This is a genomic window from Treponema sp. (assembly GCF_045657965.1).
GTDB lineage: Bacteria > Spirochaetota > Spirochaetia > Treponematales > Treponemataceae > Treponema_D.
On record NZ_JAZOUG010000153.1, the window covers coordinates 1 to 12,214 of the forward strand.

Below are 12,214 nucleotides of genomic sequence, written 5' to 3' on the forward strand. Positions count from 1 at the left end.
TGATCCGTTCCATCTGGAAGCATACGGCGAAACAACAGTAAACTATAACCGCGACATCGAAATCTTCCCGGTTTTGAACGCAATTTTTGAAGGAATTTACGGCGAAAACCCATACAAATCACCGACAGATATGGGCGTAAATATGGCCGGCTACTGCATTTTTGATGACGAAGCCTGTAGAGAGGCTTCAAATCAGGAAATTATCCGCCGTTATTATACAGCCCTTGATGATTTAATCGACGGAAAAGCAAGCGAAAACGAAGTCAATAAAATTGCGCTTTTAATGAAACAGGCAAAAATCACCGTTGAAGACAGAAAAGTTGTTGTACCTGCAAACGAGCGCGGCGAAAAATCAGCACTTCCTGCCGCTGCAATCGAACTTGAAGACGGCACGATTATTACTTCAGAAACTTCAAGCCTTTTGGGAACTTGTGCCGCACTCATTTTGAATGCAACAAAGCACTTGGCGGGCATTGACCACAAAGTCAAACTCATTCCAAAAGACATGATTGAGCCGATTCAGAACATGAAGGTCAATTATCTTGCAGGAAACAACCCGCGTCTTCATACGGACGAAGTTCTCGTAGCCCTTGCAATGCTTTCGCCATCCGACGAAAACTGCCGTAAAGCACTCGAACAGCTTCCTCGTCTTAAAGGCTGCCAGGTTCACACAACCGTAATGCTTTCTGAAGTTGACCGCAAAATCTTTAAAAAGCTTGGTGTCGGTTTGACATGCGAGCCTGTTTTAAAGACAAGCTCAAGAAAGTAAGGAGCAGCTCCTTATGAATAAAACGACTTACATTTTCGGACATAAAAATCCTGACACGGACTCTGTAGTTTCGGCAACTGCCCTTGAAGCTCTCAAAAATGCGCAGGGGTTTTCAGAATATAAAGCCGCAAGAGCCGGAAAGCTTAATCCGCAGACTGAATACATTTACAAAAAATTCGGCATCACTCCGCCTGAGTTTATTCCGAACTTAAATCCTCGGGTTGCTTTTTACATGAGCGATTCTGTCGATGTCATAAATCAAATGACACCGTTCTGGGAAGCCTCGATTTTTATGCGCGAAAAAAAACGCAAAGTCGTTCCAGTTGTTGACGATGAAGGCCATTACAAGGCAATTCTCAATTACAATTCATTTACAAACAAGATTTTTGGAATCTTACGCCCGGAGCATCATATTTCGCTTGTAACAACAGTCAATTTAATGAATCAGACATTAAAGGGAACAATCTGCTGCCCAGGCGAAGATCCGGATGTTCTTCATACTTACACAATTATCTCCGGCTCAACAAAATTTGAGTCGTTTAAAAAAACGCTTGAAGATCACATAAAAAACGAAAGCATTGTTGTAGTAACAGGCGACCGTGAAGATATTCAGAATTTGTGTCTTGAAAAGAAAATCCGTGCTTTAATTTTAAGCGCAGGCCGGGTTCCTAGCAAAGAAATCTTGGAAAAGGCAAAAAAATGCGGTACGAGCATAATCGTAAGCAAATACGACACGGCTTCGACTTCAATGCTGGTTCTTTATTCAACGCCGGTGCGTGTTCTTTGCGACCAGTCAATTAAGCCGATTAAACGCGAAGATTCAATCCAGCAGATTCTGCCTCACTTAAAGGAAGTGCCGAGTCAGATTCTTCCTGTTGTTGACGATGAAAACAAAGTAATCGGTATGCTCAGCGAAATCGACATTCACCACGAAGCAAAAATTTCTGTTGCACTTGTCGACCACAACGAAATGAGCCAGGCTGTCGACGGAATCGAAAATTATTCAATCACAGACATTATTGACCATCACAGGCTTGGCTCAATCCACACAAAGCTCCCGATTTCGTTCATCAATATGCCGCTCGGCTCAACTTCAACGATTATCACAAAAATGTTCCGCGAACAGAAAATAAAAATTCCTTCTGATGTTGCAAAACTTCTTCTGTGCGGAATTTTAAGCGATACGCTGATTTTACAGAGCGCAACTACCACGCAGACCGATATTGAAACTGCAGGTTATCTTTCAGAACTGACCGGCCTTGATATAAAAACGCTTGGCGAAGAGATAATCAAAGCCGGAAGCAGAATTTCAGGCAGAAGTTCTTATGAAGTTATAAATCAGGATATGAAAGAATATAACGAAGGCGGATTGATTTTTACGGTCAGCCAGATTGAAGTTGACGGAACCGAAGAAGTGCTGAACCGTAAGACAGAATTTCTTAATGACCTTGAAGTTGCCCGAAAAAGTCACGGAGCTTTGTTTGCTTCGCTTTTAGTCACTGATATTTCAACGCTTTCTTCTGTAATGCTTGTTGCAGGTGAAGAAAAATTTCTTCAATGCCTGACCTTCCCGAAACAGGAAGACAATATTTACTTTTTGAAAGATGTAGTAAGCCGCAAAAAACAGCTGATACCAATGCTTACAGAAGTTCTTGCGGCTTACGGAGCGTAGTTTATTCTTTTGCAGCCGGCAGAGTTACGATTCCGCCTGCAGCTGTTAAAGGAACGTATTCCGGAACCTGGCGTCCGTCCCATTTTTTTGCTTTTTCAAGCTCGATTTCAAGTTCCTTGAGTTTGATTTCTACCTGATAGTTCTGGGCAACTTTTGCGTTGTAGTAGGCGAGGGCATCTGCTTCAACGCGTTTTGCTTCAGCAGCTTTCTGTGCCTTAATCAGCTCTCCTTCAGCTGTCTGTTCAGCAGCTTTTTTCTGGGCTTCAGCTTCGGCAACCTGTTTCTGTGCATTTGTTTCGGCCAGTTTTAAATCCTGCTCGGCCTGGCGGACCTGCTGGGTGCGGTTCATGGTTTCTTTAATGTTTTTGTCAAAATCGTCGCTCCAGTCCCAGTTTGAAATTGTAAGCTGTGTAACTTCGATTGGATATTCTGCAAGCTTTGCATTTAATGCAGTTGTTACATCGCTTGTGATTTTGTCCTGATTTTCGACCAGTTCGTAAATTGAATATTTACCGACTGATTCTTTTACGCTTGCAACTAAGCTTCGGGTAATTGCGTTTTCAAGGATTGATTCGCTGTATTTTTTAACGGCATCCATGATTTTGGCACCGTCGTAGCGGTAAAAGACTGTTACCTGAGAGCCGACTGTCTGCATGTCTTTTGTAATTGCTCCATCTTTTCCGACCGAAAAATTAACGTTCATTCCTTTTGGAACGATTGAATATTTTTTGATTACGCTTACAAACGGCGGATGAAAGTGCATTCCAGGCTCTAAAACATCTCCGGTAACTTCACCGAGCATAACCTGAACTCCGCGCTCGTTTGGGGCAACAACTGAATATGATTCATAAGCTGTTATTGCAAGTGCTGCAAGAACAATGAGAGAAATAATCGATTTTTTTGCTAATTTTTTCATCAATAACTCCTGATTTGGGATATATTTTAAATATAATGAAAATCTGATTAAAAGGTAAACATAAAAACTACAATAATCCGGTTATTTGTGTTAAAATTGGCTCATGTATCATTTTATCGTAAACGTTCACGGAAGCAGTGGAAAGGCTTTTCTCAAATGGAATAAAATCCGTGCACTTCTTAAAAATAAAAAAGTTGATTTTAAAGTCCGTGTGCCGCAGGGAATCGGAGACGCAACTCGAATTGCAAAAGAGATTTCAGAACTTCCCGAAGATGATATAAAAATTGTTGTGGTTGGCGGGGACGGCACAATCAACGAAGTTTTAAATGGAATTACAGATTTTTCAAAAGTCAAATTTGGTCTTATTCCGACCGGTTCCGGAAATGATTTTACCCGCGGGCTTAAACTTCCGCGCCACAATCCCCAAAAAGCACTGGATATTATTCTTAATTCAAAAGGTGACAAAAAAATCGATCTTGGCCGCTCAACCGTTCTTTCAACAAATGACAGCCGTATTTTTGGAATCAGTTCGGGCTTTGGCCTTGATGCAATTGTCGGAACCGGAATCAACGAAGCAAAAATTAAAAAAATTCTTAACTATCTTCATCTGGGAAAATTAAGCTATGTTTTCCTTACGGTTCAGACTCTTTTTACAATGCGCACATATTCTGTTTCCCTTAAATTTGATGATGATGAGCCTGTTTCGTTCAGTAAACTGATTTTTCTTGCTGCAATGAATTTTAAGGCTGAAGGCGGGGGCGTGCCGATGTGTCCGAAAGCTAAGGGCGACGACGGTATGCTTTCTGTCTGTCTTGCAGCGGGCGTTCCCAGAATCCTTACATTTCTTTTGTTCCCGTTTTTGTGTATGGGGCTTCATTCACGCTTAAAAGGTTTTTATCTCAGAAACTGCAGAACACTTACGCTTCAATCTGACGAAAAAAGCATTCTCCACACTGACGGTGAACTTGTCGGTAATGTGGACAGAATAAAGTTTGAAGTGCTGCCGCAAAAGCTCACAGTTCTGGTATAATGTGATAGAATAATAAGCAGGTAACATCAGGAATAAACAATGGAAAATCAGAAAGTTTTTTGCATATCATGTTTTTTAAAGCCATACAGAATCTTTAAAGATAAATTTCCTCTGCTTTCTTTTATCTCATTTCGTCTAATCACAATGCTTGTAATTCTTTTTATACTTGGCTGGGCTTTGTTCGCTTTAATGGCTTTGGCTCCAGGTGATATTGTTGATCAGATGATGCAGCAGCAGTTGATGAGTCAGACAGAAAATGGCGGCGGAAGTGGAAGAGATAGTATTTTTTCTGAAGAACAGCTTGCTAAAATGCGGGAAGAAATGGGACTTGATAAGCCTTTCACAATCCAGTATTTCCGCTGGCTTAACCGGGTTTTAGTTCATCATGATTTGGGAGTATCTCTTATTTCAAAAGCTCCGGTTTCTTTTCTGATAAAAAGCAGAATAGTTAATTCCCTTGTATTAAATCTGATTTCCCTTGTTTTTATCACGATTTTTTCTTTTCTGCTTGGGGTCTATTTTTCAAGTAAAGCTGGCACAAAGGTTGATTTAGCAGCTACCTTCTTTGCCCTGTTTTTTCATGCTTTCCCTGGAATTCTGCTTCTGATTCTGCTTCAGCTTTTTGCTTCAGTTACTTCACTTTTTCCTGTTACTGCTTATCCTGACTTTCCGGCTTCAGAAAATCCATTAAAATTCATTTTCAGCTACAGTTATCATATTTTTCTGCCGCTTTTTGCTTCTTTTTTGGGTGGAATCGGCGGTACTATGCGTATGATCCGCTCTACTATGCTTGATCAGATGGGAATGCCTTATATTATGGCACTCCGTTCCCGTGGAATCAGTGAAAAACGAGTCTATTTAAATCATGCTTTCAGAAATACACTTAATCCATACATTACCGGAAGTGCAAATCTGCTTGCCAGCCTTTTTTCAGGTTCTCTTGTTCTTGAAATAATTTTTTCATATCCAGGAATCGGCCGGCTTATGTATGATGCTGTCATGCAGCAGGATGTAAATCTAGTTCTTGCAAATAATATGTTTATTTCTGCCCTTGTACTTTTAGGCATGACAATCAGTGACATTCTTCTTGCAATAGTCGATCCCCGGATCAGATACGGCAAAAATTAAAATACCTTGTCAAACTTCGATTTTACCTGCGTCTGAGTTTATTTATTATCACTTTTACAATTTCGTCTTTTGTAATTACAAGTAGAATAATTCCTGCTGCGGCAAAAAGAACTGCACAGATAAAAAGCGGTATGCCGAATCCGATAAGGCGTCCGTGATTTTCAAATACAGGAAGAAGAGCCTTCCGTACAAAATATACTGGAACAGAGGCTGCAATGGAAAGCAATACGAGTTTCAGTGCGTAAAGAACTGTGCCGAGCGTAACTGCTTTGACATTAAGATTTTTGTTTTTGCGCAGGAAAATGAAAAGCGCGGCTGTGTTTGCAAAACTTGCGATTGAAAGGGCCAATGCAATTCCTGAACCTGTACCGTCATTTCTGAGAGTAACAACAGCAAATGCAAGAGCAATGTTTACAGCAAAGCCGAAAATTCCTGCAATTGTAGGTGATTTTGTGTTTCCCTGTGCATAAAAAGCTGGGGAAATAATTCTGTTTAGTGCGATAAAAAAAAGTCCTGCAATGTGCCAGCGGAATGCATAGAGCGTAAGTTGAACTGATTCATCTGTAAAGCGTTTTGATTTGTAAACAAGCGAGATTATTTCTGTGCCGCAAATGAGCGAAAAGAATGTTACTGGAATTGAAATCAATGCCATGATTTTTGATGCCTGAATGAGCATTGAATTAAAATCTTCCCAGAGTTCTTTTTTTGCAAGACCGCTTAAATCAGGTAAAATTACCGTACCGATTGAAACTGCGAAAATACCAAGAATCAATTCCTGTAATCGAAGTGAATATTGCAGAGAAGAAACAATTCCGGTTCCTGCTTTTCCAGCTAAGGCTGTAGAAACAACGTCATTGAGCTGATATGCAGCCATCCCTATAATTGTCGGCACAATCAGTTTCATGACGCGGCGTGTTCCGGAATTTGAAAAGGCTTTTTTCAGCGTGGTAAAATGGAATGTCCAGCCGGTTTTAAGAACGAATGGAAGCTGGAAAAGTGCCTGGACACAGCCGCCTGAAATTACACCGATTGACATAGCTCGGGCTGCCATTCGTGCTTTAAGTTCAGAATCGATTACACCATCGGAACCTGCTGCAAAGTGATTTATAAGAAGCGGTGTGAGAATGTATGTTGCTGCAATGACGACAGAATTGAAAAGAACCGGCGTAAAACCGGATGGTGAAAAAATTTTTACTCCGTTAAGAATGCCCTGAAAAAATGCGGCAATTGAAATTACTACAAGGTAAGGAAACATAATCCGGGTTAGAACTGTAGTTTCTGCAATCAAAGCACTGTCGCCGGAATCAAGAAAAATCTTCACAATGAACGGGGTTATTAAAATTCCAAGTAAAACAACGCAGGTTGTGAGAAATGTAATGAGCGTAAGCGTCGCACTTAAAAATTCCCGGATTGTCTGTCTGCCTTCAATTGATTCTGATTCTTCGAGAAGACCTTTAAAAGTTGGAATGAATGCAACTGAAATTGCATTTTCGGCAAAAAGGCGGCGGAGAAGATTTGGAATCATAAAGGCGATTCCGAATGCGTCGGCATATTTTGAAGTTCCTAAGAAAGCTGCTTTCGTCATTTCCCGTACAAGTCCTAAAATGCGCGAGCAGAGTGTAAAAAATGAAAGAGAAAGACCAGCTGAAAGAAGCGAACCTGATTTTTTTGACATGGAAAAAATTATAGCGGATTATGCTTTTTTATGATAGAATCAAAAATGGTTTACGTTGTCAGAGAACTAAAACATTTTTCTTAACTGGAGTCTTTTTTTTGCATCTTTCAGAACTGAATAATTCGATTTCATCTCTTCCGGGAATAGGTTCTGCCAAGCAGTCGCTTTTTGCCCGGCTCAATATTTTTACGATTTCGGATTTGCTTCAGTTTTATCCGCGCACCTACGAAGACCGGACTCAAAAAATCAGCATTGCTTCTTCGATTCAAAACAATACAGGAAAAATCCACACAATTGCACAGATTGTTTCTCACGAATGGTTTGGATATGGGCGCATGAAAACCCTCAAGCTTATTGCAAGTGACGGCACAGGCACTGTAGAGCTTGCTGCATTCGGCCGTCCGTTTATGGAAAAAACGCACCCGGTCGGCCAGATTGTCGCAGTCAGCGCAAAATGCGAATTTAAATTCGGAAAATACCAGTCCACGAGCTTTGAATTAGAAAAAATTACTGACGGCGGAAACCTTGCCTCTTTCGAAGGAATACCTGTTCCGAACAGCATGGTTTTTCCGGTTTATCCGCTTACCGAAGGCCTTACAAATAAAATAATGACTAAAACAATTCAGGCTGCATTCAATCAGTTTTCGCTCGGTCTTGAAAACGACCTTCCTTCAGAAATCATACAGAAGCGTAACCTGCTTTCCAAAAAAGATGCCCTGCGCAGTGTTCACTTTCCAAAAACGCTTTCAGAAGCAATCGGAGCCAGAAACACCCTTGTTTTTGAAGAACTTTTTTTCTTTCAGAAAACGCTTGCAGAACAGGCGATAGCTCACCGCGGAAAGCTTCCTTCAATCGAAATAAATACAGGTGAAAGCCTACAGCCTCAAATTTCTGAAGAAGATTTTATGAAATCCCTTTCAACAAGGCAGAAACAGCTTTTAGAAAGGCTTCCATATTCGCTAACAGCTGACCAGATGACTGTCATTAAACTCATGAACGATGATATCGACAGAAACTACGGTTTTGCTGAAAAATCTGTGGCAGAGACTGCCGGAACTACTGCAAAACAACGGTTTTCCATGCGGACCCTTCTTCAGGGCGATGTCGGAAGCGGAAAAACACTCGTTTCATTTTTTGCTTCTCTCCGCGTAATTGATTATGGCGGACAGGTAGCTCTTATGGCTCCAACTGAACTGCTTTCCCGACAGCATGCCGAAAATGCGGCAAAACAGCTCGAAGTTCTTGGCGTGAATGTAGCTTACCTTACAGGAAACATTAAAACAAAAGGGCGTGACAATCTTCTGAATGCACTCAAAAAAGGCGAAATTAATCTTGTAATCGGCACTCACGCGCTTTTTTCAAAAAACGTGCAGTATCATGACCTTGCCCTTGCAATAATTGACGAGCAGCACAGATTCGGCGTAATGCAGCGTTCGGCAATTTTAGATAAAGGACGCACTTCAGTTGTGGCGCAGGATAAATATGCACAGCCGCCTTTCCGCGAACCGAACCTTTTAATGATGAGTGCAACTCCGATTCCTCAGACGCTTGCTTTAACTGTCTTTGGAGACCTTGATGTGCGCACAATCCACACAATGCCGCAGGGGCGTAAGCCGATTATTACACATCTTAGCAGGGCTGGAAACGAGCGCAATGCCTATGAAGCCGTTAGAAAAGAACTTTCTGCCGGTCACCAGGCATATTTTGTTTATCCTGCAATAGAAGGCAGCGAAGAAACTTCTCTCAAATCTGCCGAAGAAATGTACACTTTCCTTCAGACTCAGGTTTATCCGAATTTCAAGTGTGCACTGATTCATTCAAAAATTGCCGAAGAAGAGCAGAATAAAATCCTTGAAGATTTCCGTTTGAATAAAATTCAGGTTTTGGTTGCGACAACTGTTGTTGAAGTAGGTGTAGATGTTCCGAACGCAACCTGCATGGTAATAGAGCAGGCAGACAGATTCGGATTAGCCGCCCTGCACCAGCTTAGGGGAAGAGTCGGGCGAGGGAAAGACCAGAGTTACTGTTTTTTGATTTACCGTGAAAACCTTACCGAAACTGGAAGAGAGCGTATGAAAGTTCTGCACCAGACCACTGACGGCTTTAAAATTGCTGAAGAAGACCTTCGTCTGCGCGGTCCTGGCGAAATTACAGGAACAGCCCAAAGCGGCGACCTTGAATTCAAAATCGCCAACCTTGCCCGTGACATGAAGATTATGATTGAGGCAAGAAAAATGGCGTTTGGGTGTGTTGAGAGATAAAAAAAACGGTCGGAGCCGGAGTTCTGTCACGAAATCGCTTGAACTTGTTCACCGCGATATTCGGGACAGGTTTCCGGCGGGAGACCGTTTTTTTTAGGCCACATACGCTTCCAGTCGTCTTTTTCTTGACGGGCTTCGTAATGTCTGAACAGCAGTCATTTCAATCTGGCGGATTCTTTCTTTTGTAAGGCCGCATTCATCTCCAATTTCCTTGAGAGACATTGGTTTGTAGCCGTTTAAGCCGTAGCGCATTCTGATTACGCGTTCTGCTTTTGGTTTGAGAGTTTTAAGAGCCTGGTCAACATCATCTTTGAGGGCTTTTTCCATTGCCTTCTGTTCTGGTGTCGGGTTAATTTCGTCCTTAAAGGTGTCGCCGAATACAGCTGAACTTTTTTCTGCATCAACAGGAGCATCGAGGCTTATCATGTCGCGGTTGAAATTCAAAAGTTCGCGTACATAAGAATCTTTCATTCCAAGGATTTTTGCGATTTCATGAACCTGAGCTTCTTCAGTTTTATCAGAATCAACAAGTGTTCGTGCTTTTTCAATCTGATAAATTTCGTTTACTTTGTTCATTGGAAGTCTGATTGCACGGCTGCGGTCGCTCAATGCTTTCTGAATGCTCTGTCTGATCCACCATACTGCATATGAAATGAATTTGTATCCTTTTGATACATCAAAGTGGTCAACGGCAGTCATTAAACCGATATTTCCTTCGCTTATTAAATCCATCAGCTCAAAGCCGCGTCCCTGATAAGTCTTTGCAATTGCAACGACAAAGCGGAGATTTGCATTGACGAGCTTATTTTTTGCTGATTTTGAGCCGGCGGCTGCTTTTTGTGCCAGATCTTTTTCTTCTTCTGCCGTCAAAAGCGGGATTCTGTTCAAATCTTTTAAGTAAGCATTCATTGTCTCGTCGTTGTATTTCATGGCAAATCTCCTAAAAATAAGATATTTTATACGGAGAATATAGCAATTTTCGTGCCAAGAATTTGAAAAGTGAAAATTGAAAGCTGAAAGTTGAAACTATAAGAATCGAAAAATCAGGCGGGGGCTGCCGCTGCAACTCCATTTCATTCCGTAAGCAGTGGCCGGGCTTTTCGCGGTTGCGCTTACGCTCCATTCAACACCGTATTCGCTTCTCTCATCCGCTGTTGAACGGCTTCGCCGCCGCTACAATCCCTAGCCCTATGTGTCAAAAAGAAACATTGCATCAAAATCCGTGTCAGATTGTATCAAAATGACACAGATTAGTTATAAAATTCGATTTTCATTTCAAAAACGGTCCTGTCACTTTCTTTTATGACGATCTGCGTTGTATCTGTGTTTGTTTTTGAATAGATTTTTAGAATCTGACCTTCTTTACTTTCGCCTGTGTAGTGAACTTCAAGCGATTTTACTTCATGAGAAAGCAGGAAATCATCTGTAAATACATTTAATGCAAATTTGATGTATTCAATGTTATTCAGATGATGAGACATATCAATCTGCTGGCTGCGGATTATCTGTTCATATTTGAAATCTTCTTCTGTGAAATCTGTATCCAGTTTTTCAAACGGTTCATTAAAAACGCTTTCCGGAAAATTTTCTTTCGGATAATTCAAATTTGTAAGTTTTACGGGACGGTGTTTTTCTAAATCAAGAACACATGCTTCCTGATTTGCCCTGATTAGTGTATTTCCGTTTTTGTCTTTCAGAATTGTGTTGATATGAGCTTTAAATCCTGCATTATCAACAGGAAATGTACTTGCAGAAATTTTATCGCGCCAGTAAGGTCTTTTTTCGAAAATCAGTTTTGATTTTGTGAACACCCAGAAAGCATTGTATTTTTCGCGGTAGATAACTCCGTCACAGCCAAGCATGTTAAAACATTCAGTAAGATTATCCTGAACCATCAGAACTGACTGCGCAATTCCCATTTTTAATGAGCTGTCGATAAAAGCAGATGAAATATTACGTTCCTGTGTAAAAATAAGATTGTTTTCCATAATTAATAATTTTACTGCTTTCTTTTATCGATGTCTTGTCTTTATTGAAAATCCTTTTTACGTTATAATTGAAATATGATTAAACTTGTTGCTTTTTTAGGAAACTATGGCGAAGAATACAAAAATACCCGTCACAACGTTGCATGGCAGTTCGCTTCACAGCTTCCTTTTTACAATAAATTTTACTTTCAAAACAAGTTCAAAGGCGATTATGTGGCTGCAGAAACCCGCACCCTTGCCGAATGGATGGCAGAAACCGGTGTTTATACAACTAAAGACGGAGGAACGCCTCGGGTTCCGGAAACTGCCCCGGAAAAAATTTATTTTTTAAAGCCTCTTACTTATATGAATCTCAGCGGGGAATCAATCGGTGAACTCGCCCGTTTTTTCAAAATCAATCCGGACGAAATTCTTGTTGTACACGATGAACTGGAACTTCCGATTGGTACTGTAAGCCTTAAATACAGCGGCGGGCTTGGCGGGCATAACGGCCTGCGTTCTGCAAAAGCTGTTTTAGGTACTGCTGATTTCTGGCGGCTTCGCTTTGGTATTTCAAAGCCTGCAAATGTAAATATTGCTGATTATGTGCTTTCAGGTTTTACTTCTGATGAAAAAATAATCCTTTCTCAGGAATTTGTTTCTGTAAACGAGATGTTCTGTAAACTTCTTCTCTCAACTGACCCGAACCGTATTTTACAGGGCTGGAGTAAAAAGAAAATCGTGGAGAAATAGCTATGAAAGAAAAATCTTCTTCAAACACATTCGATAAATTCTT

The 12,214-nt window shown here is 41.0% G+C and carries 10 protein-coding genes; 6 read left to right on the top strand and 4 right to left on the bottom strand.

The window, feature by feature from the left end; all coding sequences use genetic code 11:
- Nucleotides 1-769: DUF1846 domain-containing protein (locus ACKI5B_RS05500; RefSeq protein ID WP_407426628.1), on the top strand; the 769-nt coding region annotated here is incomplete at its 5' end.
- Nucleotides 770-782: 13 nt separating this feature from the next.
- Nucleotides 783-2,441, top strand: coding sequence for a putative manganese-dependent inorganic diphosphatase (locus ACKI5B_RS05505; protein WP_407426630.1), 1,659 nt, complete (start codon nucleotides 783-785; stop codon nucleotides 2,439-2,441).
- Between the two features lies 1 nt (nucleotide 2,442).
- Here the strand turns inward: ACKI5B_RS05505 and ACKI5B_RS05510 are convergent, their stop codons facing one another.
- Entirely contained in the window at nucleotides 2,443-3,357 is a 915-nt protein-coding gene (locus ACKI5B_RS05510; RefSeq protein ID WP_407426632.1) for a prohibitin family protein, read from the bottom strand.
- A 103-nt stretch (nucleotides 3,358-3,460) separates the two neighbouring features.
- Here ACKI5B_RS05510 and ACKI5B_RS05515 point away from each other — a divergent pair, with 103 nt between their 5' ends.
- Nucleotides 3,461-4,387 (top strand): diacylglycerol/lipid kinase family protein, encoded by a 927-nt coding sequence (locus ACKI5B_RS05515; protein ID WP_407426634.1) that lies wholly within the window; start codon nucleotides 3,461-3,463, stop codon nucleotides 4,385-4,387.
- A gap of 39 nt (nucleotides 4,388-4,426) precedes the next feature.
- Nucleotides 4,427-5,515, top strand: coding sequence for an ABC transporter permease (locus tag ACKI5B_RS05520; protein ID WP_407426636.1), 1,089 nt, complete (start codon nucleotides 4,427-4,429; stop codon nucleotides 5,513-5,515).
- Nucleotides 5,516-5,537: 22 nt separating this feature from the next.
- Here the strand turns inward: ACKI5B_RS05520 and murJ are convergent, their stop codons facing one another.
- Nucleotides 5,538-7,190: a murein biosynthesis integral membrane protein MurJ gene (murJ, locus tag ACKI5B_RS05525; protein ID WP_407426638.1), complete on the bottom strand. Its 1,653-nt coding sequence runs from the start codon at nucleotides 7,188-7,190 to the stop codon at nucleotides 5,538-5,540.
- 98 nt (nucleotides 7,191-7,288) lie between these two features.
- Between murJ and recG the strand changes: the two genes are divergently transcribed.
- Nucleotides 7,289-9,451 (top strand): ATP-dependent DNA helicase RecG, encoded by a 2,163-nt coding sequence (recG, locus tag ACKI5B_RS05530; RefSeq protein WP_407426640.1) that lies wholly within the window; start codon nucleotides 7,289-7,291, stop codon nucleotides 9,449-9,451.
- 93 nt (nucleotides 9,452-9,544) lie between these two features.
- On the opposite strand, the gene ACKI5B_RS05535 is transcribed toward recG, so the two are convergent.
- Nucleotides 9,545-10,381, bottom strand: coding sequence for a sigma-70 family RNA polymerase sigma factor (locus ACKI5B_RS05535; protein WP_407426642.1), 837 nt, complete (start codon nucleotides 10,379-10,381; stop codon nucleotides 9,545-9,547).
- Nucleotides 10,382-10,701: 320 nt separating this feature from the next.
- Complete coding sequence (locus tag ACKI5B_RS05540) at nucleotides 10,702-11,439, bottom strand: acyl-[acyl-carrier-protein] thioesterase (protein WP_407426644.1); 738 nt, start codon at nucleotides 11,437-11,439, stop codon at nucleotides 10,702-10,704.
- A 75-nt stretch (nucleotides 11,440-11,514) separates the two neighbouring features.
- Between ACKI5B_RS05540 and pth the strand changes: the two genes are divergently transcribed.
- Nucleotides 11,515-12,171, top strand: a complete 657-nt coding sequence (pth, locus tag ACKI5B_RS05545; RefSeq protein WP_407426646.1) for an aminoacyl-tRNA hydrolase — start codon at nucleotides 11,515-11,517, stop codon at nucleotides 12,169-12,171.
- Nucleotides 12,172-12,214 lie beyond the last annotated feature (43 nt).

Bases quoted from the DNA above. Each gene is read 5' to 3' on its own strand.
- ACKI5B_RS05515 (WP_407426634.1), top strand. From the start codon at position 3,461: ATGTATCATTTTATCGTAAACGTTCACGGAAGCAGTGGAAAGGCTTTT.
- ACKI5B_RS05510 (WP_407426632.1), bottom strand. From the start codon at position 3,357: ATGAAAAAATTAGCAAAAAAATCGATTATTTCTCTCATTGTTCTTGCA.
- murJ (WP_407426638.1), bottom strand. From the start codon at position 7,190: ATGTCAAAAAAATCAGGTTCGCTTCTTTCAGCTGGTCTTTCTCTTTCA.
- ACKI5B_RS05535 (WP_407426642.1), bottom strand. From the start codon at position 10,381: ATGAAATACAACGACGAGACAATGAATGCTTACTTAAAAGATTTGAAC.
- ACKI5B_RS05520 (WP_407426636.1), top strand. From the start codon at position 4,427: ATGGAAAATCAGAAAGTTTTTTGCATATCATGTTTTTTAAAGCCATAC.
- pth (WP_407426646.1), top strand. From the start codon at position 11,515: ATGATTAAACTTGTTGCTTTTTTAGGAAACTATGGCGAAGAATACAAA.
- ACKI5B_RS05540 (WP_407426644.1), bottom strand. From the start codon at position 11,439: ATGGAAAACAATCTTATTTTTACACAGGAACGTAATATTTCATCTGCT.
- ACKI5B_RS05505 (WP_407426630.1), top strand. From the start codon at position 783: ATGAATAAAACGACTTACATTTTCGGACATAAAAATCCTGACACGGAC.